Consider the following 19,722-nt stretch of genomic DNA (forward strand, 5'->3'; position numbering starts at 1 on the left):
GGGACGGCGAGTGCGAGGGCGCGGCACGCGTGCCGCGCGCCCGGCGTCAGACGAGCGCCGGGGTCTCCTTCGGGTTCGGGCCGTACTTGTTGGCGCCGGCCTCGCTGTCCAGGCAGTAGAAGACCAGCAGGGTGATGGGGCCGACGAGCGGGACGATGCCGAACAGGATCCACCAGCCGGAGCGGCCCGTGTCGTGCAGGCGGCGCACCGTCACACCCCAGGTGGGCAGCAGGAAGCCGAGGGCGATGATGCCGGCCACGGCCATCAGGGCCGGCGTCTTCGTCGCGGCGCCGAGGACGCCCAGCACGATGTAGATGAGGTACGCGAAGAGCGCGAACAGCCAGAACTCCTTGCGGCGCGCGCGCCCGCTGAACACGGCGTACTTCTTGAGTGCGGCGAGGAACCAGCTCATGACATCCCCCCAGGGATCGACGTTCAGCCCCTCCGGGAACGGATCGGGCCAGCGCAGAGATTAGAGGGTTGGCAGGAGCGCGTCATAAGCGCCGAGGATGTGCGGCCCGAGGGCTTCAAACATCGTTTTCAGGACAGAAACACCCATGATCCCGGAGTGTCCGCCGAATCATCACCGGATGTTCCAGGAACCGCGCTCGTTCCGTTGCCGAAACGACAGCACACCGCAGCCGGGCCGCCGCCGTTTCGGTACCGGAACGATCTCCAACCGTGTCCGTCAGCGCAGCTTTCGCGCCACTTCGGTCGCCCAGTAGGTGAGGATGCTCCGCGCCCCGGCCCGCTTGATGCCGGTCAGGGTCTCGAGGATGGCGCGGTCCCGGTCGATCCAGCCCTTCTCCGCGGCGGCCTCGATCATCGAGTACTCACCGGAGATCTGGTAGGCGGCGACGGGCACGTCCACGGCGTCGGCGACCCGGGCGAGGATGTCGAGGTACGGACCGGCCGGCTTCACCATCACCATGTCGGCGCCCTCGGCGAGGTCCAGCTCCAGCTCCCGCAGCGACTCGCGCCAGTTGGCGGGGTCCTGCTGGTACGTCTTGCGGTCGCCCTGCAGCGAGGAGCCCACGGCCTCGCGGAAGGGGCCGTAGAAGGCGGAGGAGTACTTCGCGGTGTAGGCGAGGATGGCGACGTCCTCCCGGCCGATCTGGTCGAGCGCGTCCCGCACGACGCCGATCTGGCCGTCCATCATCCCGCTGGGCCCGACGACGTGGGCGCCCGCGTCGGCCTGCACCTGGGCCATCTCGGCGTACCGCTCGAGCGTGGCGTCGTTGTCGACCCGGCCCTCGTCGTCGAGCACCCCGCAGTGGCCGTGGTCGGTGAACTCGTCCAGGCACAGGTCGGACATGACGAGCAGGTCGTCGCCCACCTCGGCCCGCACGTCGCGCAGCGCGACCTGGAGAATCCCGTCCGGGTCGGTGCCCGTCGTGCCCAGGGCGTCCTTCTTGTCGTCCTCCGGCACGCCGAACAGCATGATCCCGGAGATCCCGGCCTCCACCGCCTCCAGCGCCGCCTTCTTCAGGCTGTCGCGGGTGTGCTGGACGACCCCGGGCATGGCCGAGATCGGCACCGGCTCGCCGACGCCCTCACGGATGAAGGCCGGCAGGATGAAGTCGGCGGGGTGCAGTCGCGTCTCGGCCACCATCCGCCGCATGACGGGCGAGGTCCGCAGCCGGCGGGGACGCGTACCGGGAAAAGATCCGTACTTCGTCATACCCACTACGCTACGCCCGCCGCACGAGCACCTTTGCCGACGGGACGTCGGAGCCGGGCCCGTGTGAGCACGGCGGCCGGGCGGGTTCCCCGCCCCGCCTCGGGGAAGGCCGCAGGACGGGGAACCCGTCAGTGGATTCCGGGCGAGAGCGGCCGCCGGATGCGCCGTCGCGGCAGCGGTCGACGCCGGTACCGCGTCGGTCAGCGCAGGCGGGCGCCGGCCTCCCCGAGCAGGGTGTGCCAGGCACGCATCCGCGCCGCGGCCCCGCCGTTCAGCAGCAGGTCGACCGCGCCGCCGCCCGCGGCCGACGGCGGCCGGAGGGCACTCACCGCGGCCTGCTGCCCGGCGCTCGGCCCGGGCGACACGAGAGCTCCCCGACCGACCAGGGCGTAACGCTTCCCGCCGACGTCGACCAGCAGGGTCCCCAGCCGGGAGAGCCGGCCCTCGACCCCTCGGGGGTCCTCCTGGAAGACCACCCGCCCCTCCCGGTTCTGGGCGCGCAGTGCCCCCGGCAGCAGGCTCAGCAGCACGGGCACGCACCGCGCGCCGTTCCACGGACTCCGCCGCCAGTAGACGATCCCCGCGTACCCGCTGCCCTCACCCATGCGCTCGATGATGGCATGCACGCAACACGCCGGGCAGGGTGCGGTGCACGGCGGTGCACGGCGACGGGGCGCGCCCCGCGGCACGCCCCGTCACCTCACCGCCTCAGCCGCTCAGGTCGTCGAGCGACGCCTGCGCGCACCCGGGCGCCGCTCGCTCGGCCGGGTCACCGGGTCCCCGGACTCCAGGGCGGCCGTCCGGCGCTTCACACCGAAGTCGGCCAAGGCCTCGGCGAGCTTGTGGACGGAGGGCTCGGGGGCCATCACGTCGACGCGCAGGCCGTGCTCCTCGGCCGTCTTGGCCGTCGCGGGGCCGATGCAGGCGATCACCGTGACGTTGTGCGGCTTGCCGGCGATGCCCACCAGGTTCCGCACGGTCGAGGACGAGGTGAACAGCACCGCGTCGAAGCCGCCGCCTTTGATGGCCTCGCGGGTCTCCGCCGGAGGCGGCGAGGCCCGCACGGTCCGGTAGGCCGTGACGTCGTCGACCTCCCAGCCCAGCTCGATCAGACCGGCCACCAGGGTCTCGGTGGCGATGTCGGCCCGGGGCAGGAAGACACGGTCGATCGGGTCGAAGACCGGGTCGTACGGAGGCCAGTCCTCCAGCAGGCCGGCCGCCGACTGCTCGCCGCTCGGCACCAGGTCCGGCTTCACGCCGAAGGCGATCAGCGCCTTCGCGGTCTGCTCGCCGACCGCCGCCACCTTGATGCCCGCGAAGGCACGGGCGTCGAGGCCGTACTCCTCGAACTTCTCGCGCACCGCCTTGACCGCGTTCACGGACGTGAAGGCGATCCACTCGTACCGGCCGGTGACCAGGCCCTTGACCGCGCGCTCCATCTGCTGCGGGGTGCGCGGCGGCTCCACGGCGATCGTCGGGACCTCGTGCGGCACGGCGCCGTAGGACCGAAGCTGGTCGGAGAGCGACGCCGCCTGCTCCTTCGTGCGCGGCACGAGCACCTTCCAGCCGAACAGCGGCTTGGACTCGAACCACGACAGCTGGTCGCGCTGGGCGGCGGCACTGCGCTCGCCGACCACGGCTATCACGGGCCGGCCGCCGTCCGGGGACGGCAGCACCTTCGCCTGCTTCAGCGTCTGGGCGATGGTGCCGAGCGTCGCCGTCCAGGTGCGCTGCCGGGTCGTCGTGCCGGCGACGGTGACGGTCAGCGGGGTGTCCGGCTTGCGGCCCGCGGACACCAGTTCGGCGGCCGCTGCGGCCACCGAGTCCAGCGACGTGGAGACCACCACCGTGCCGTCGGAGGCGCCCACCTCCGTCCAGCAGCGGTCGGAGGCGGTCCGGGCGTCCACGAACCGGACGTCCGCGCCGTGCGGGTCGCGCAGCGGCACACCGGCGTACGCGGGCACCCCGACGGCGGCCGCCACGCCCGGCACGACCTCGAAGGGCACACCGGCGGCCGCGCAGGCGAGCATTTCCTCGGCCGCGTACGTATCAAGTCCCGGGTCCCCGGACACCGCACGGACGACCCGCCTGCCGCCCCGCGTGGCCTCCATGACAAGATGAGCGGCATCCCGGGCAGGAGTCGGGACCGCAGCGGTTGTTGACGCGCCGTCAACGACCGTGAGCTGCGGCGCGCCCGTGCCCGGTGGTGACACCGAGGAGGAGTCCGCGTCCATCGGCACGACGGACACGCCCTGCCGGGCGTGCGTCCGGATCACGTCGAGCACGTCGTGCTCGGCGATCAGGACGTCCGCGTTCGACAGCGCCTCCACGGCGCGCAGAGTCAGCAGTCCCGGATCCCCGGGTCCGGCACCCAGGAAGGTGACGTGCCCGTGTTCGAGGCCGGTGGGAAGGGTGGTGGGGCTCAATGTGCTCGCTCCCCCATAAGACCGGCCGCGCCCTGGTCGAGCATCTCGGTGGCGAGTTCGCGCCCGAGTGACATCGCCTGGTCGTGCGTCTGGGGCACGGGACCGGTGGTGGACAGCTGCACCATGCGGGTGCCGTCGGTCGTGCCGACGACGCCGCGCAGGCGCATTTCCTTGACAATCTGCCCGTCGGCCCGGGGGGCCTCCCGCTCCAGCGGAGCCGAGAGCGGGGGCAGGTCGGCCAGCGCGCCCACAGGGGCGCTGCAGCCGGCCTCCAGGGCGGCGAGCAGTGACCGTTCGGCGGTCACGGCGGCCCGGGTGAACGGGTCGTCGAGCTCGCCCAGCGCGGCGAGGAGGTCCGCGGCGGCCGCGGTGCACTCGATCGCCAGGGCCCCCTGGCCGGGGGCGGGCAGAACCGTGTCGACCGACAGGAAGTCGGTGACCTCGTCGATCCGGCCTATGCGGTTCAGCCCGGCGGCGGCCAGGACGACCGCGTCCAGCTCACCGTCCCGCACGAAACCGATCCGGGTGTCGACGTTGCCGCGTATCGGGACCGTCTCTATGTCCAGTCCGTGGGCGCGGGCGTACGCGTTGAGCTGCGCCATGCGGCGCGGGGCCCCGGTGCCGACGCGGGCGCCGCGGGGCAGGTCGGTGAACTTCAGCGCGTCCCTGGCGACGAGCACGTCGCGCGGGTCCTCGCGCACCGGTATGGCGGCCAGGACCAGCTCGTCGGGCTGCGTGGTCGGCAGGTCCTTGAGCGAATGAACCGCGAAGTCCACCTCGCCGCCGAGCAGCGCGTCACGCAGCGCCGCGACGAACACGCCCGTGCCGCCGATCTGGGTGAGGTGCTCGCGGGAGACGTCGCCGTGCGTGGTGATCTCGACCAGCTCGACGGCGCGCCCGGTCACCCGGCGGACGGCGTCCGCCACCTGCCCGGACTGGGCCATGGCGAGCTTGCTGCGCCTGGTCCCCAGCCTCAAAGCCTTCTGTGTCATGCCGGTCGGTCCTTCTTGTCTGTGCTCTCCACGGCCCGGGAGACGGCGGCCACCGTCTCGGGGTCGAGGTCGAACAGGGTGCGCAGCGCGTCCGCGTACCCGGCGCCGCCGGGCTCGGCCGCGAGCTGCTTGACCCGTACGGTCGGCGCGTGCAGCAGCTTGTCCACGACCCGGTGCACGGCCTGCCGGATCTCGCCGCGCTGGCGTTCGTCCAGGCCGGGCAGGCGGCCGTCGAGCCGCGCGATCTCACTGGCGACGACGTCGGCGGCCATGGTGCGCAGCGCGACCACGGTCGGCGTGATGTGCGCCGCCCGCTGCGCCGCGCCGAAGGCCGCGACCTCGTCGGAGACGATACGCCGCACCTGGTCCACGTCGGCAGCCATCGGCGCGTCGGCGGAGGCGCCGGCGAGGGACTCGATGTCCACCAGACGCACCCCGGCCAGCCGGTGCACGGCCGCGTCGATGTCGCGCGGCATGGCGAGGTCGAGGAGGAACAGGGCCGGGGCGGGGCGCGGGATCACGGCGACCGGTTCGGGCCTGCGGAGCTCGGGGATGCGGCCGACGGTGGCGGCGGTCGCGGCGAGCGCGGTGATCAGCTCGGCGTCGCCCTCGGGGCTGCGCCGGGCGGTCTCCCGGCGGTCCATGGCGCCACCCGCGACCCAGGCCCCGTGCTGCTCCAGGGTGGCCGCGTCCAGGCCGGCCACGGCGGCCTCGCCGTGCACGGAGAAGCCGGTCGAGCCCTGCACGGCGGCCAGGTCGAGCGGGCAGTTCTCCTCGGCGGCGGCACCGGCCGTGCCGGTGACGGGCGCCGGCGCGGTCCCCGCGGAGGCACGGGCGCCGTCGTCGGCGGCCTCGGCGGCGTCGCCCCGGGTCCGGCCCTCGACCGCCTGCGCGACCGACTCGGCGGTCAGCACCAGGCCCGTCGCACCGGTGCAGGAGACGACGACGTCGGCACGTGTCAGCTCGTCCGGCACGGCGGCCATCGGCACCGCGCGCGCGGACACCGCGGTGTCGTCGCCCTCGGTGAGTATCCGGGCGAGGCGCTCGGCGCGCTCGAAGGTGCGGTTGGCGACGACGACCTCGGCGACCCCGGCGCGGGCGAGCGTCGCGGCGGCCAGCGAGGACATCGACCCGGCGCCGATGACCAGCGCCTTGCGCCCCGCGGCCCATTCCTCGACGGCGCCGCCGACGGCGAGCTGCTCCAGGCCGAAGGTCACGAGCGACTGGCCGGCGCGGTCGATGCCGGTCTCGGAGTGGGCGCGCTTGCCGACCCGCAGGGCCTGCTGGAACAGGTCGTTCAGCAGCCTGCCCGCGGTGTGCAGCTCCTGGGCGCGGGCCAGGGAGTCCTTTATCTGGCCGAGGATCTGCCCCTCGCCGACGACCATCGAGTCCAGGCCGCAGGCCACCGAGAACAGGTGGTGGACGGCCCGGTCCTCGTAGTGCACGTAGAGGTACGGGGTCAGTTCCTCGAGGCCGACCCCGCTGTGCTGGGCGAGCAGCGTGGACAGCTCGGCGACACCGGCGTGGAACTTGTCCACGTCGGCGTACAGCTCGATGCGGTTGCAGGTGGCGAGCACCGCGGCCTCGGTGGCCGGTTCCGCGGCGACCGTGTCCTGGACCAGCTTGACCTGGGCGTCCGCGTTCAGCGAGGCCCGCTCCAGCACGCTGACCGGCGCGCTGCGGTGGCTCAGCCCGACGACGAGGAGGCTCATGCCGGCATCACGGCGGGGACGTCCCCGTCGGGTCCCTGGTCGGTGGACGTGTCACGGGCGGTGACGGCGGGCCCGGCGCCGTCGCCCGCGGCGGTCTCCTCGCCGGCCTTGCGCTGCTCGTGGAAGGCGAGGATCTGCAGCTCGATGGAGAGGTCGACCTTGCGCACGTCGACGCCGTCGGGGACGGACAGCACGGTCGGCGCGAAGTTCAGGATCGAGGTGACGCCGGCGGCCACGAGCCGGTCGCAGACCTGCTGGGCGGCGCCGGCGGGGGTCGCGATCACGCCGATCGAGACGCCGTTGTCCTTGATGATCCTCTCGAGTTCGTCGGTGTGCTGCACCGGGATGCCGGCGACCGGCTTCCCGGCCATCGCGGGGTCGGCGTCTATCAGCGCGGCCACCCGGAAGCCGCGGGAGGCGAACCCGCCGTAGTTGGCGAGGGCGGCGCCGAGGTTGCCGATCCCGACGATGACGACCGGCCAGTCCTGGGTCAGGCCCAGTTCCCGGGAGATCTGGTAGACGAGATACTCCACGTCGTAGCCGACACCGCGGGTTCCGTACGAGCCCAGGTACGAGAAGTCCTTGCGCAGCTTCGCGGAGTTGACCCCCGCCGCCGCGGCCAGCTCCTCGGAGGAGACCGTGGGCACCGAGCGCTCCGACAGTGCGGTCAGCGCGCGGAGGTACAGCGGAAGCCGGGCGACGGTGGCCTCGGGAATCCCTCGGCTGCGGGTCGCCGGTCGGTGAGTTCGGCCAGTTGCCACGGTGCTCCTGCGGGTAGAGCGGGGCTGCAGGCGGTCGTACGTCCCCAGACCGCCCCGTCCCCTGCAGGCTATGCCTTTGTGAACGCGTGCACAAAGATGGTGTCCGATTTGCCCGGCCAACGTGACCGGGGTCACGCATGTCATTCGTGGGGGCAAAACCTCGACACTCCTCGTGAATCCCGCCCCCGAGACAAAAACTCCAACGATCCTAAGCGACCTCCGCACGACTGTTGTACTGATCGGTCAGTTTCCGGCTCGGCCGCCGGTCAGCTCCCTGCGCAGCCGGGCCTCGTCCACCCGCCAGAACGTGTGCTGGCTGCCGTCGACGAGGACCACCGGGATCTGCTCCCAGTACTGGTCGTGCAACCGCGGGTCCTGGGTGATGTCTTTCTGCTCCCACGGCACGCCGAGTTCCCCGCAGACCTTCTCGACCACCGCCTGCGCGTCGTCGCACAGGTGGCAGCCGGGCTTGCGGATGAGCGTGACCAGTCGTTCCCGGGGGACGGCGTTGCGCCGGAAGAGGGGGCTCATACGGGCCATTCTCGCCCCTGGTCAATGACCCGGTCGCGCAGAGTTCACACCCTTCGAACCCGGCGGCTCCGGAACCTCCGAACGAACTGGCTATGCTCACGCCATGGCCGCTCTCGGATGGCTCACTCCCCATAGGCGCTCCGCCACGGCGCGGAGCGTGTTGGCAGGCGAGGCCTCGGCGGAGGCCGCCCGCAAGTCCTCGCGGGAAGCCCCGCCGGCCGCCGCGCCGGAACCGGAGTTCCCGGTCCTCGGCGACGACAAGGCCGCCGCCTTCTTCGACCTCGACAACACCGTCATGCAGGGCGCCGCGCTCTTCCACTTCGGGCGCGGGCTGTACAAGCGGAAGTTCTTCGAGACCCGCGACCTCGCCAGGTTCGCCTGGCAGCAGGCCTGGTTCCGGCTGGCCGGCGTCGAGGACCCCGAGCACATGCAGGAGGCCCGCGACTCGGCGCTCTCCATCGTCAAGGGCCACCGGGTCGCCGAGCTGGAGACCATCGGCGAGGAGATCTACGACGAGTACATGGCCGACCGCATCTGGCCGGGCACCCGGGCCCTGGCCCAGGCGCACCTGGACGCGGGCCAGAAGGTGTGGCTGGTCACCGCGGCCCCCGTGGAGATCGCCCAGGTCATCGCCCGCCGCCTCGGCCTGACCGGCGCGCTGGGCACGGTCGCGGAGTCGGTCGGCGGCGTCTACACCGGCAAGCTGGTGGGCGAGCCCCTGCACGGGCCGGCCAAGGCGGAGGCGGTACGCGCGCTGGCCTCGGCGGAGGGCCTGGACCTGTCCCGCTGCGCCGCCTACAGCGACAGCCACAACGACATCCCGATGCTGTCGCTCGTGGGCCACCCGTACGCGATCAACCCGGACGCCAAGCTGCGCAAGCACGCCCGCGAGCAGGACTGGCGCCTGCGGGACTACCGCACCGGCCGCAAGGCCGCGAAGGTCGGCATCCCGGCGGCGGCGGGCGTCGGCGCGGTCGCCGGCGGCACCGCCGCGGCCATCGCCCTGAGCCGGCGCCGCCGGTAACGGCCGCGGGCCGCCGGCCGCCGCGCCACCGGCCCGTGGACGACGGCGACACGCCTGAGTGGTGCGGCGAACCCCGGATTATGCCGCCCGACCCCCGGGACACCCCGTACTTCGTCGAAACATGCCCTTTTCCGATCGACAACCGATCACGTTGTGACGCCTGAGAGACCATCAATCGGTAACACAAGCGACGCAAACGACAGTTTGAGCAACTCGGTGTAGCAGTGCCTGCACGAAGCGTTATTCTCCTCAGACGCAATCCGGTACCCCTCCGTCGCTACGACGGGTGAACGGTTCCGCACTGCACGTGATGCAAGCTCTGCCTCTGGGAGTCCCGTGTACCCACACGTCGGGGTTGACGCCTCGGGCCTGGCTACGCTGCGCGCGACGGTCGCGGCGGTCAAAGAGACGCTGCGCGGCGTCGTCCCCACCGCGTACGCCGTCCCCGCCTTCGCCACCGCCGCCCCCCTCGGCCCGTGCTACGCACTGGCCGAGGGCAGTGCCGCGGTCGGCAGACGCGGCCGCGCGAACGGTGCGGCCACCACCCGCCGTCCAGCCGCGGACAGCGACAGCGCCCGGATGATGGACCTCGTGGAGCGCGCCCAGGCCGGCGAGGCCGAGGCCTTCGGCCGCCTCTACGACCAGTACAGCGACACGGTTTACCGGTACATCTACTACCGGGTGGGCGGCAAGGCCACCGCCGAGGACCTGACGAGTGAGACCTTTCTGCGGGCGCTCCGCAGGATCGGCACCTTCACCTGGCAGGGCCGCGACTTCGGCGCCTGGCTGGTGACGATCGCCCGGAACCTGGTGGCGGACCACTTCAAGTCCAGCCGGTTCCGGCTCGAGGTCACCACCGGCGAGATGCTCGACGCCAACGAGGTCGAGCGCTCCCCGGAGGACTCCGTCCTCGAGTCGCTCTCCAACGCCGCACTGCTGGACGCCGTGCGCCGGCTCAACCCGCAGCAGCAGGAGTGCGTGACGCTGCGCTTCCTGCAGGGCCTCTCGGTCGCCGAGACCGCCCGGGTGATGGGCAAGAACGAGGGCGCCATCAAGACCCTCCAGTACCGCGCCGTGCGGACGCTCGCCCGGCTCCTGCCGGACGACGCCCGCTGACGCCGAACACGCTCAGCCACCGTCAACTCACTCCGAGTTGACGGCCGTTGACTTTCCGACCCGATCCTCCGCCGTCCGTAACCCAAGTGCCGGACCGCTCGTTGTGCGGGATACAGGCTCCCTGTGGTCACGCCCTGGCCGACCCCTCGCTCGATCGTGTGGAAGAGGTCGCGGGCGTGCAACCCTCAGGACCCCCTGGGGAGTCGACCGTCATGACGAGAGGAGGTGCCGCCAGTGATCGCGAACGTATCGGCGCACCGGCGGGCGAACGCCTTCGCCCAGGCGCTGGAGGAGCAGTCCGACCGGGACACGGCGGCCGAGCAGTCCGCAGCGGCGGGATCGCCGCCGACCGCCGAGGAACAGTCCGAGCGGGGCGAGCTCCTGGCCCTGGCAGCGGACCTCGGCGCGCTGCCAAGGCCGGAGCTGGACCCCGAGGTCAAGGTCGTCCAGCGCGCCCAGCTCGTGGCCGCGATGGAGGCCATGCTCCAGGAGGGCGGGGCGGCGGATACAGCCGTACCGGAGCAGCGCTCGCGCGGGCGCGGTGCGCACCGGGCGAGCCCGCTGGGCAAGCTCCGGCCGCGTTCGAAACTGACCAAGGGGCTCGCGGCCGGCGGACTGAGCGTGGGCGTGGCCGCCGGGGCCTTCGGCGGAGTCGCCGCCGCGAGTTCCGACGCGCTGCCGGGTGACTCGCTCTACGGCCTCAAGCGGGGCATCGAGGACTTCCGGCTCAACTACCTGAGCGACGGCGACGACCAGCGCGGTCAGACGTACCTCGACCAGGCCTCCACCCGGCTGAACGAGGCCCGTCGGCTGATGGAGCGCGGCCGCGGCGGCCAGCTCGACCACGAGTCCATCGGCGAGATCCGCCGCACCCTCTCCGGGATGCGGAACGACGTCACCGAGGGACACCGCCTGCTGCACGCGGCCTACGAACGGGACCCCGACTCGCTCGGCCCGATCCAGGCGCTGTCCAGCTTCTCCCAGTCCCACCGGGACGCCTGGAGTGCGCTGAGCGACAGGCTGCCCCTGCAGCTCGGCGACGTGAAACAGGAGGTGTCGTCGGTCTTCGACGCCATAGACGAAGAGGTCGCGCCGCTGCAGTCCCTGCTGCCGCAACCGCCCGCGTCGACGAGCGACGGCAAGCGGCAGGGCTCCGGCAAGGCGCCCACCGGCTCCACCGACAGCCAGCACCCGACGGCGCCCAGCAGCGGCGGCACGCCGTCCGCGGGGGAGCACACCAGCTCCGGCACCCCCACCGGCCCGGCCACCCACGACAGCGGCGGCGGCCTGATCGGGGGCGACACGGGCGGCCTGCTCGACCCGCCGAAGCTCGGCGGCGACGGTGGTTCCCCGACCACCGGCAAGCCCTCGACGAGCGCGCCGGACGTCACGCTTCCACCGCTCCTCCCGGGCCTGCTGCCCGGTCTGGGCATCGACAGCCAGAACGCGGACTAGCGCGGACCAGCGCGGTACGACAGCGACGGGGGCGCCCCTTTCCGAGCAGGGGCCGCCCCCGTCGCCGTACCAGGTGAACACCCCTCAGAAGAACACCGACCGCCGCTGCACCAGGAGCTTGTACAGCGTGTGCTGGATCTGCTCGCGGACCTGGTCGGTCAGGTTGAACATCAGCATCGGGTCGTCGGCCGCCTCCGGCGGATAGGCGTCCGTGGGGATCGGCTCGCCGAACTGGATGGTCCACTTGGTGGGCAGCGGGATCACCCCGAGCGGCCCGAGCCACGGGAAGGTCGGCGTCAGCGGGAAATACGGGAAGCCCAGCAGCCGGGCCAGGGTCTTGGCGTTGCCGAGCATCGGGTAGATCTCCTCGGCGCCCACGACCGAGCACGGGATGATCGGCACCCCCTGCCGCAGGGCCGTGGAGACGAAACCGCCGCGGCCGAAGCGCTGGAGCTTGTACCGCTCGCTGAACGGCTTGCCGATGCCCTTGAAGCCCTCCGGCATCACGCCGACCAGTTCGCCCTGCGCCAGGAGCCGTTCGGCGTCCTCCGCGCAGGCGAGGGTGTGGCCCAGCTTGCGGGCGAGTTCGTTGACCAGCGGCAGCACGAAGACCAGGTCGGCGGCCAGCAGCCGCAGGTGCCGGCCGGCCGGGTGGTTGTCGTGCACGGCGACCTGCATCATCAGGCCGTCCAGCGGCAGCGTCCCGGAGTGGTTGGCGACGATCAGCGCCCCGCCCTCGGCCGGGATGTTCTCGACGCCCTTCACCTCGACCCGGAAGTACTTCTCGTACACCGGCCGCAGCAGCGACATCAGGACCTGGTCGGTCAGTTCCTCGTCGTAGCCGAAGTCGTCGACCTCGTAGTCCCCGGTGAGCCGGCGGCGCAGGAACGCGAGGCCGCTCGCGACGCGCCGCTCCAGGCTCCCGTCGTCGTCCGGCCGGCCGGGCGGCCGGCCCTCCCCGGTCCCCGGGACGTCGTCCTGCGCGGCCGCCCTGGTGGGCAGGGGCTGGACCTCGCGGACCGGACCCGTCTCCCCGGCCGCCCCGCGCCGGTTGCCCGTGCCGCGGCGCCGCGCGGGCCGCTGGGCGGCGCTCCCGCGGGACCGGTCGTCGTCGAACGGAATGACCTTGGCGTCCGCCATCGTTGCTGCGCTCCTCAGTTGGCGCTCTGCGTCGGGATGTGCCCGCCGCCCTTGGCGGCGAGCGCCGCGACCCGGTCCACGGCCCCCGCGAGGGCCTCCGGCGGCAACAGGCCGGGGCCCTGGCCGCTCGCGAAGTCCGCGAACGCTTCCGCCGTCGTGTACTTCGGCTGGAAGCCCAGCGTCTCGCGCATCTGGTCGGTGGCCACCACCCGGCCGTGGGTGAGCAGCCGGATCTGTTCCGGTGAGAAGTCCGTCATTCCCAGCGTACGCACCAATGAGCCGGCCCAGGTGACGGCGGGCAGCGGCAACGGGACCGTGGGCCGCCCGAGCCGCCGCGAGCACTGCGAGAGCAGCAGGACGCCGTCCCCGGCGATGTTGAAGGTGCCGCTGTTCAGGGTGCCCCGGCGCGGCTCGTGGGAGGCCAGCCGCAGTACGTCGATGACGTCGTCCTCGTGCACGAACTGCAGCCGCGGGTCGTAGCCGAACACGGTCGGCAGCACCGGCAGCGCGAAGTACGCCGCGAGCGGGGTGTCGGCGGCCGGCCCGAGGATGTTGGCGAAGCGCAGCACGCACACGGCGACGTCCGGCCGCCGCCGCGCGAACCCGCGCACGTACCCCTCGACCTCCACCGTGTCCTTGGCGAACCCGCCGCTGGGCAGCGACTTGGCCGGGGTCGTCTCGGTGAACACGGCCGGGTCGCGCGGCGCCGACCCGTACACGTTGGTGCTGGACTTGACCACCAGCCGCCGCACGGTCGGCGACTTCTGGCAGGCGCCGAGGAGCTGCATGGTGCCGATGACGTTGGTCTCCTTGACCGTGGCCCGGCTGCCGCCGCCCAGCGCGGTTCCGGTCACGTCCAGGTGGACGACCGTGTCGGCGCCCGTCTCGGCGAGCACCCGGGCGATGCCGGGCTGCCGGATGTCGGCCTGGATGAAGTCGGCTCCGCCCAGGTGGTGCGCCGGCGGCACCGCGTCCACGGCGATCACCCGGTCCACGTCCGTGTCACGCTGGATCCGCCGGACGAACCGGCCGCCCAGTTGCCGGGCCACTCCGGTGACGAGCACGACCTTGCCCAAGATCAGCGCCTTCCTTCCCGACCTCGTGCGGAAACCGGTCCCTGCCGCGTTCCCCGTGTCGGCAAACTTAGCGGTTGGATGTTGCGCTGTGATGGCCCCCCGATGCGCGACGTGACCAGTTTTCCCCAGTCGGAATATGCCGCGGTCTCCTGAGCCCCGGGCGGCGCCGGCTCCGGACACGACTGTGGCCCCCCGCCTTTTTCAGGCGGGGGGCCACAGAACACGCTCTCGCGCTGCCGCTTACTTCTTGTTGCGGCGCTGAACGCGCGTGCGCTTGAGCAGCTTGCGGTGCTTCTTCTTGGCCATCCGCTTGCGCCGCTTCTTGATAACAGAGCCCACGACTACCCTCGCTCACTTCTCATCACTCGGTTGTTTGGGCGCCATGGGCCCACACGACCTACGAGGGGTCAGCCTACCCGGTCGAGCGCCGAGCTTGTAATCGAGGGGTTGCTCGGGGTCTCCCCGAGCGCCGTCAGGCCGTCTCCACCCCCACATAACTCTCGCGGAGGTATTCGTGTACCGCTTGCTCCGGGACGCGGAAGGACCGCCCGACCCGGATCGCGGGCAGATGACCGCTGTGCACCAGCCGGTACACGGTCATCTTCGACACTCGCATCACCGAGGCGACTTCCGCCACGGTAAGGAACTGAACCTCGTTCAGAGGCCTTTCGCCAGCTGCAGCCATGACACACCTGAACCTTCCGCACTCGACGGCCACCGGCTTCCCCTTCCGGTGACTCTTCGTCGTTGCGTGCTCACTCCCCAATGTAGGGGCGGGTGATGCGAGTGGGGAAGAGGTGCACCCATCAGCGGCTACTGTGACAGACAGGCTCGATTGAGTACGTAGCGGGCCAGCGGCAGGTAGTGACCAGACGGCATCCCGTCGTCAACCGGAACGGCCACGGACACGGCCCCCTGCGCCTCCCCCACGAAAAGCGCCGGATCGTCGGTGTCGGCCAGGCCGATCGCCTCGAACCCGAGCTGACCAGCACCGCAGACCCAGCCGTGGTCACCGATCACCAGCTCGGGCAGCGGTCCGCCGGCCTCCGCGGCGGCGTCCAGGGCGACCCGAACCGGCAGTGGTGAGTGGCAGTGCGCACCCGGCTCACGACCGGGGCGCCCGCTCCCCGGTTCCCGCACCAGGCCAACCCCGCGGACGTAGTCGACGCGGTGCGTGCGTAGACCGAACCGGGTCAATATGTCGACACAGCGACCCTGCGCCGGGGTGAGCACCTCACATCCCGCCGCCGACAACGCGTCCGCCAAGCGGGCGTAGAACCCGAGCAGCCGGTGCGGATGCCCGGTGCCCAGCAGCACCGGCGCGCCCCGCCGGGCCACGCTCCGGATCCGCTCCGCGAACGCCTCCAGCGCGGCCATCGTCCGTTCCGGATCGATCACGTCCGGGCCGGCGGTGCACCGGGGGTCGGCCGAGACACCGCACCTCCGCGCCATCAGGGCCAGCAGATCCCGCTGCCCCCAGGGCGCCTCGGGGTCGATTCCGATGAGCACCCGCGGATCCCGGGCCGCGAACAGCCGGTACCGGCGCAGACTCACCTCGCGGGAGGTCCCGATCTCCCCGGCCAGCCGGGCAGCCAGCAGATGCGCACGAAGGCCGTCGGGGGTCAGCACGGATGCGATGGTGACGCACTCGGCGGCGACGCGGAGGCGGAACGGGGGAACACCGCACGGTCGGCCCAGTGGGCGCCCCGGGCGCTCAGGGCAGCAGCCCGCGCAGCGGGAAGGCCGAGCGGCGGGTGGCCAGCACCGCCTGGTCCAAGCGGTCGGCGGGGTCGTAGCCCGACTCCCACGGCGCGTGCGACACCGGCCACCGCCCGTCGGTCATCCGCCGCGGGGCCGGCTGCCGGGTCCGTGCGAACACCTCCTGCCGCCACTCCTCGGGGATCACCGCCGCCGGATCGACCTCCCGCCCCGCCGCGATGCCCACCAGGTGCGTCCACGACCGCGGCACCACCTCGACCACCGCGTAACCGCCGCCGCCCAGCGCCACCCACTTCCCGTCCGCGTGATCGTGCGCCAGCTCGTGGCACGCGACCTGCACCGCCCGCTGCGCGTCGAGCGACACCGCGAGGTGCGCCAGCGGATCCTCGAAGTGCGTGTCGGCCCCGTGCTGCGAGACCAGCACCTGCGGCCGGAACCCGGCGAGCAGTTCCGGCACCACCGCGTGGAACGCCCGCACCCATCCGGCGTCCCCGGTGCCGGCCGGCAGGGCCACGTTCACGGCCGTGCCCTCCCCCGCCCCCGCCCCGGTCTCCTGCGGCCACCCGGTCTGCGGGAACAACGTACGGGGATGCTCGTGCATCGAGATCGTCAGCACCCGCGGGTCCTCCCAGAACGCCGCCTGCACCCCGTCCCCGTGGTGCACGTCGACGTCCACGTAGGCGACCCGCTCGACGCCCAGCTCCAGCAGCCGCGCGATGGCCAGCGCCGCGTCGTTGTAGATGCAGAACCCCGACGCGCCGCCCGGCATCGCGTGGTGCAGCCCGCCCGTGAAGTTGACCGCGTGCAGCGCGTCCCCGCGCCACACCGCCTCCGCGGCCCCCACCGACTGGCCCGCGATGAGCGCCGACACCTCGTGCATCCCGGCGAACGCCGGGTCGTCCTCCGTGCCGAGCCCGTACTCCCCGCGGGCCGAGCGCGGATCGGCGGACGCCGCCTTCACGGCCTCGATGTAGTCCGGGCGGTGGACCAGCCGCAGCGTCGACTCCCCGGCCGGCTTCGCCGCGACGACCCGCAGCTCCCGGTCGAGCCCGAAGGCGCCCACCAGTTTCCGGGTCAGCTCCAGCCGGACCGGATCCATCGGATGGCCCGGGCCGAAGTCATAGCCCGTTACTGCCTCGTCCCACATCAGCTGTGCGCGGCCGCTCATGCCCGCCACCGTATCGGTCCGGTTGAGCCGCGAACGACCTGGCGTACACGAGGGTCACCAGCACCAGCGCCATCGGCACGAGCATGGCCCCGCGGTAGCTCCAGGCGTCCCCGAGCGCGCCCACCAGAGGCGAACCGACGAGGAAACCAACGTAGTTGAAGATGTTGAGCCGTGCGATCGCCGCGTCCGAGGCCCCCGGGAACAGCCGGCCGGCCGCCGCGAACGTCTGCGGCACCAGCACGCACAGGCCCAGCCCCAGCAGGGTGAACCCGAGCATCCCCAGCCACGCGTCCGGTGCCGCGGCCACCACCGCGAACCCGCCGGCCGCCACCAGCGCCCCGAGCCGGACCACCGCGGCCGCGCCGAACCGCCGTACCCCGAAGTCGCCGATCGCCCGCCCGGCCAGCGTAGTCACCATGTACACGTTGTACGGCACGGTCGCGAGCTGCTCCGAGCTGCCCAGCACGTCCTTCAGGTACTTCGCGCTCCAGTTGGAGACGGTCGAGTCCCCGATGTAGGCGAACGTCATGACCAGGCACAGCGGCAGCAGCAGCTTGAAGACGACGCCCCCGCCCTGCCCGGCCGGCTGCTCCGCCGCGGGCTCCGCGACCCCGTCGACGTACCACCGGCTGCCCACCAGCGTCGCCGGCAGCAGCACGGCCGCCACCGGCAGGTACGACACCCACAGCGCGAGGTGCCAGTGCGCCCCGGCCCAGGCGAGCGAGGCGCCGACGATCCCGCCCAGGCTGTAGGCCGCGTGGAAGCTCAGCATGATGCTGCGCCCGTACGCCCGCTGCAGACTCACCCCGAGCATGTTCATCGAGGCGTCCAGCGCGCCCACGGCCAGCCCGAACACGGCGAGGGCCACGGCCACCCCGGCCATCCGGTCACCGGCCCCGACGCCGACCAGCGCCAGCAGCACCACCGGCTGCGACCAGCGCAGCAGCCGGCTGGGCCGGATCCGCTTCACCAGGTGCTCGGTCGTCACGCTGCCGGCTCCGGCGAGGATCGGAACGGCGGCCAGGAAGACCGGCAGCAGCGCGTCGGAGATTCCGTAGCGGTCCTGGATGGCCGGGATGCGCGTCACCAGCAGGGCGAACGCGGCGCCCTGGGCGAAGAAGCCGAACGCCAGCGAGGCCCTGCCGCGCCGCAGCACATCAGTCATGGCGGCGAGCGTAGGGCCCCGGGCTACCCGTGGGTAGATCAAGTCAAAGGTGAATCTCGTTCAGCTTCCCGGTCCGGTGCGGTTCAGGCGGCGACGGCCAGCCCGTGCCGCGGACCGGCCCCGTCGGCCTCCGCCCCGCCCGCGCTTGCTTCGGCGCCGCCCGCCTTGGCCTCGGCGGTCAGCAGCCGCGCCATCGGCTCGGCCGCGAGGCCGCCGCCGACGATGAACGCCGCCGTCAGCACCACCGCGATGATGACCGTGCCGAGCCAGACCATGGTGTCGACCGGGACGGTGTAGGCGCCGACGACCCGTGCGACGCACTCGAGCAGCAGCGCGGTGCCCCACACCAGCGAGAAGGTCCGCTCCTTGCGCCGGAAGGCCTCCGAGCCGGCCGCCGTGCCGCCGGCCAGGCGTTCCCAGGCAGCCTCACGGGCCGCGTCGCCCTTGACGAGGAAGGGCTTCATCCCGGCGGTCATGGCCGGCTTGCCGAGCGCCACCGAGACGAGGATGCCGATCGCCAGGGCGCTGCTGACGGCGCCGTCCTTGGCGAGCATCAGCCGCGGGTCGCCGGACACGAATCCGGCCACCAGGCTCACGACGTTCACCACCAGGGTGAGGAGGGCGAACGCGTTGGCCGTCCGCTCTCTGACCACGCCCCACACGGTCCGCACCGCCGGCACCACGCTGCTCCAGGCGAGTGCCCCGAAGGTGCCCATCCCGAGGGCCCCTTTGAGGAGGTAGTAGGAGCCGATCGGCAGCGCCACGTCCACCAGCAGCGGCTTGAGGTTCCGCAGCGGGCCCGGGCCCTGCGCGTGGCGCGGTTCGTCGGTCCGGTCCTGGTTCCCCGTGGTCTTCGTCATGCCCCCAGCCTCGCCGCCGGGCGGGGCCCCGCGGTAGGAACGATCGTCCGGAGGTCCGCATGACAGATGTCAGGCACCGGCCGATGGCGCCCGTCATACCAGCAGGTCAGCCAACTCGCCCATGGTGGAGAAGAGTTGGTCGGCGCCGCTGAGCCGTTCCGCCGGGGTCATCGCGGTGAACCCGTACACGTCCATCCCGGCCGCCGCGGCCGCCTGGACCCCCAGCGGGGAGTCCTCCACCACCAGGCAGCGCTCGGGGGCGGCGCGCATCCGTTCGGCCGCGTACAGGAAGAGGTCGGGGGCCGGCTTGCCCCGTCCGACGTCCTGGGAGCTGAAGATCCGGTCCTCCGTGAACCAGCGGTCGAGTCCCGTCGTCCGGTGGCCAACCCGGATCCGCTCATGGCTCCCGGACGACGCCACGCAGTACGGCACCCCGTCCGCGGCGAGCTTCTCCAGCACCCCGCCGGCGCCGGCGACGGGCCGCAACTCCCGCTCGAACGCGGCGAACACGCGTGCGTGGAAGACGTCGTCGAAGTCGTCCGGGAGTCGCTCCCCCGTCCGCTCCAGGACCAGGTCGTGGATCCTGTGCATCGCCGACCCCATGTAGTCCCGGATGGAGTCCTCGTACGTCGTCGGGTGCCCCAGCTCCGTCAGATGGGCGGCCAGGAGCCGGTTCGAGATCGGCTCGCTGTCCACGAGGACGCCGTCGTTGTCGAAGATGACGAGGTCGTAGCGCATACCCAGACCCTAATGGACCGTGAACGCAGAAAACCCCCGCATCTTTCGATGCGGGGGTTTTCCCAATATTTGTTCGGCGGCGTCCTACTCTCCCACAGGGTCCCCCCTGCAGTACCATCGGCGCTGTGAGGCTTAGCTTCCGGGTTCGGAATGTAACC

General features: G+C 72.2%; 20 protein-coding genes and 1 rRNA gene. 3 read left to right on the top strand and 18 right to left on the bottom strand.

The features are described 5' to 3' along the window. Positions 1-46 precede the first annotated feature (46 nt). The 8 genes from ACFQ9Z_RS24270 to ACFQ9Z_RS24305 form a co-directional block, all read right to left on the bottom strand. Positions 47-412, bottom strand: a complete 366-nt coding sequence (locus tag ACFQ9Z_RS24270) for a DUF805 domain-containing protein (RefSeq protein WP_383022359.1) — start codon at positions 410-412, stop codon at positions 47-49. 276 nt (positions 413-688) lie between these two features. Then, a complete protein-coding gene (gene hemB, locus ACFQ9Z_RS24275; RefSeq protein WP_383022361.1) occupies positions 689-1,681 on the bottom strand; it encodes a porphobilinogen synthase in 993 nt (330 codons plus the stop codon). A 200-nt stretch (positions 1,682-1,881) separates the two neighbouring features. Further along, a complete protein-coding gene (locus ACFQ9Z_RS24280) occupies positions 1,882-2,286 on the bottom strand; it encodes a hypothetical protein (protein ID WP_383022364.1) in 405 nt (134 codons plus the stop codon). A 111-nt stretch (positions 2,287-2,397) separates the two neighbouring features. Then, positions 2,398-4,107 (bottom strand): bifunctional uroporphyrinogen-III C-methyltransferase/uroporphyrinogen-III synthase, encoded by a 1,710-nt coding sequence (locus ACFQ9Z_RS24285; RefSeq protein WP_143628193.1) that lies wholly within the window; start codon positions 4,105-4,107, stop codon positions 2,398-2,400. Beyond that, on the bottom strand, positions 4,104-5,099 hold the full coding sequence (gene hemC, locus ACFQ9Z_RS24290; protein WP_383022367.1) for a hydroxymethylbilane synthase: 996 nt from the start codon (positions 5,097-5,099) through the stop codon (positions 4,104-4,106). The genes ACFQ9Z_RS24285 and hemC overlap by 4 nt, the downstream gene beginning before the upstream one ends. Continuing rightward, a complete protein-coding gene (locus ACFQ9Z_RS24295; RefSeq protein WP_383022369.1) occupies positions 5,096-6,811 on the bottom strand; it encodes a glutamyl-tRNA reductase in 1,716 nt (571 codons plus the stop codon). Before ACFQ9Z_RS24295 ends, hemC begins: the two co-directional genes overlap by 4 nt. Beyond that, entirely contained in the window at positions 6,808-7,572 is a 765-nt protein-coding gene (locus ACFQ9Z_RS24300; RefSeq protein WP_383022371.1) for a redox-sensing transcriptional repressor Rex, read from the bottom strand. Before ACFQ9Z_RS24300 ends, ACFQ9Z_RS24295 begins: the two co-directional genes overlap by 4 nt. A gap of 243 nt (positions 7,573-7,815) precedes the next feature. After that, positions 7,816-8,112, bottom strand: coding sequence for a glutaredoxin family protein (locus ACFQ9Z_RS24305; protein WP_383022374.1), 297 nt, complete (start codon positions 8,110-8,112; stop codon positions 7,816-7,818). 94 nt (positions 8,113-8,206) lie between these two features. On the opposite strand from ACFQ9Z_RS24305, the gene ACFQ9Z_RS24310 reads away from it, so the two are divergent. The 3 genes from ACFQ9Z_RS24310 to ACFQ9Z_RS24320 all read left to right on the top strand — a co-directional run bounded on the left by ACFQ9Z_RS24310 (position 8,207) and on the right by ACFQ9Z_RS24320 (position 11,698). After that, positions 8,207-9,127, top strand: coding sequence for an HAD family hydrolase (locus tag ACFQ9Z_RS24310; RefSeq protein ID WP_383022376.1), 921 nt, complete (start codon positions 8,207-8,209; stop codon positions 9,125-9,127). Between the two features lie 336 nt (positions 9,128-9,463). Beyond that, a complete protein-coding gene (locus tag ACFQ9Z_RS24315; RefSeq protein WP_383022379.1) occupies positions 9,464-10,243 on the top strand; it encodes an ECF subfamily RNA polymerase sigma factor, BldN family in 780 nt (259 codons plus the stop codon). A gap of 234 nt (positions 10,244-10,477) precedes the next feature. Then, on the top strand, positions 10,478-11,698 hold the full coding sequence (locus ACFQ9Z_RS24320; RefSeq protein WP_383022381.1) for a DUF5667 domain-containing protein: 1,221 nt from the start codon (positions 10,478-10,480) through the stop codon (positions 11,696-11,698). An 84-nt stretch (positions 11,699-11,782) separates the two neighbouring features. Here the strand turns inward: ACFQ9Z_RS24320 and ACFQ9Z_RS24325 are convergent, their stop codons facing one another. The 10 genes from ACFQ9Z_RS24325 to rrf form a co-directional block, all read right to left on the bottom strand. Further along, positions 11,783-12,838, bottom strand: a complete 1,056-nt coding sequence (locus ACFQ9Z_RS24325) for a lysophospholipid acyltransferase family protein (RefSeq protein WP_383022383.1) — start codon at positions 12,836-12,838, stop codon at positions 11,783-11,785. A 14-nt stretch (positions 12,839-12,852) separates the two neighbouring features. Beyond that, the gene (locus ACFQ9Z_RS24330) at positions 12,853-13,914 is read right to left on the bottom strand and encodes an NAD-dependent epimerase/dehydratase family protein (protein ID WP_383022386.1); all 1,062 of its coding nucleotides are present in this window, start codon (positions 13,912-13,914) and stop codon (positions 12,853-12,855) included. 240 nt (positions 13,915-14,154) lie between these two features. Continuing rightward, complete coding sequence (locus tag ACFQ9Z_RS24335; protein WP_003948845.1) at positions 14,155-14,253, bottom strand: 30S ribosomal protein bS22; 99 nt, start codon at positions 14,251-14,253, stop codon at positions 14,155-14,157. Positions 14,254-14,386: 133 nt separating this feature from the next. Further along, the gene (locus ACFQ9Z_RS24340; protein ID WP_004984898.1) at positions 14,387-14,599 is read right to left on the bottom strand and encodes a helix-turn-helix domain-containing protein; all 213 of its coding nucleotides are present in this window, start codon (positions 14,597-14,599) and stop codon (positions 14,387-14,389) included. Positions 14,600-14,727: 128 nt separating this feature from the next. Beyond that, entirely contained in the window at positions 14,728-15,543 is an 816-nt protein-coding gene (locus tag ACFQ9Z_RS24345; RefSeq protein ID WP_383022388.1) for a phosphatase, read from the bottom strand. A gap of 85 nt (positions 15,544-15,628) precedes the next feature. After that, positions 15,629-16,801, bottom strand: a complete 1,173-nt coding sequence (locus tag ACFQ9Z_RS24350) for an acetoin utilization protein AcuC (protein WP_383022391.1) — start codon at positions 16,799-16,801, stop codon at positions 15,629-15,631. Beyond that, positions 16,752-17,966: an MFS transporter gene (locus ACFQ9Z_RS24355; RefSeq protein WP_383022394.1), complete on the bottom strand. Its 1,215-nt coding sequence runs from the start codon at positions 17,964-17,966 to the stop codon at positions 16,752-16,754. The genes ACFQ9Z_RS24350 and ACFQ9Z_RS24355 overlap by 50 nt, the downstream gene beginning before the upstream one ends. Positions 17,967-18,049: 83 nt before the next feature. Further along, positions 18,050-18,826 (bottom strand): VC0807 family protein, encoded by a 777-nt coding sequence (locus tag ACFQ9Z_RS24360; protein ID WP_383022396.1) that lies wholly within the window; start codon positions 18,824-18,826, stop codon positions 18,050-18,052. A 93-nt stretch (positions 18,827-18,919) separates the two neighbouring features. Then, entirely contained in the window at positions 18,920-19,564 is a 645-nt protein-coding gene (locus ACFQ9Z_RS24365; RefSeq protein ID WP_383022399.1) for an HAD family hydrolase, read from the bottom strand. 71 nt (positions 19,565-19,635) lie between these two features. Next, positions 19,636-19,722, bottom strand: a 5S ribosomal RNA gene (rrf, locus tag ACFQ9Z_RS24370); the annotation flags it as partial.

It is taken from the genome of Streptomyces sp. NPDC056580, assembly GCF_042793175.1.
Classification (GTDB): Bacteria; Actinomycetota; Actinomycetes; order Streptomycetales; family Streptomycetaceae; genus Streptomyces.

What these genes read in the sequence shown, in the direction of transcription:
- ACFQ9Z_RS24325 (WP_383022383.1), bottom strand. Translation starts at nt 12,838, where the DNA reads ATGGCGGACGCCAAGGTCATTCCGTTCGACGACGACCGGTCCCGCGGG.
- ACFQ9Z_RS24365 (WP_383022399.1), bottom strand. Translation starts at nt 19,564, where the DNA reads ATGCGCTACGACCTCGTCATCTTCGACAACGACGGCGTCCTCGTGGAC.
- ACFQ9Z_RS24305 (WP_383022374.1), bottom strand. Translation starts at nt 8,112, where the DNA reads ATGGCCCGTATGAGCCCCCTCTTCCGGCGCAACGCCGTCCCCCGGGAA.
- ACFQ9Z_RS24280 (WP_383022364.1), bottom strand. Translation starts at nt 2,286, where the DNA reads ATGGGTGAGGGCAGCGGGTACGCGGGGATCGTCTACTGGCGGCGGAGT.
- hemB (WP_383022361.1), bottom strand. Translation starts at nt 1,681, where the DNA reads ATGACGAAGTACGGATCTTTTCCCGGTACGCGTCCCCGCCGGCTGCGG.
- ACFQ9Z_RS24355 (WP_383022394.1), bottom strand. Translation starts at nt 17,966, where the DNA reads ATGACTGATGTGCTGCGGCGCGGCAGGGCCTCGCTGGCGTTCGGCTTC.
- ACFQ9Z_RS24295 (WP_383022369.1), bottom strand. Translation starts at nt 6,811, where the DNA reads ATGAGCCTCCTCGTCGTCGGGCTGAGCCACCGCAGCGCGCCGGTCAGC.
- ACFQ9Z_RS24310 (WP_383022376.1), top strand. Translation starts at nt 8,207, where the DNA reads ATGGCCGCTCTCGGATGGCTCACTCCCCATAGGCGCTCCGCCACGGCG.
- ACFQ9Z_RS24270 (WP_383022359.1), bottom strand. Translation starts at nt 412, where the DNA reads ATGAGCTGGTTCCTCGCCGCACTCAAGAAGTACGCCGTGTTCAGCGGG.
- ACFQ9Z_RS24350 (WP_383022391.1), bottom strand. Translation starts at nt 16,801, where the DNA reads ATGAGCGGCCGCGCACAGCTGATGTGGGACGAGGCAGTAACGGGCTAT.
- ACFQ9Z_RS24360 (WP_383022396.1), bottom strand. Translation starts at nt 18,826, where the DNA reads ATGACGAAGACCACGGGGAACCAGGACCGGACCGACGAACCGCGCCAC.
- hemC (WP_383022367.1), bottom strand. Translation starts at nt 5,099, where the DNA reads ATGACACAGAAGGCTTTGAGGCTGGGGACCAGGCGCAGCAAGCTCGCC.
- ACFQ9Z_RS24340 (WP_004984898.1), bottom strand. Translation starts at nt 14,599, where the DNA reads ATGGCTGCAGCTGGCGAAAGGCCTCTGAACGAGGTTCAGTTCCTTACC.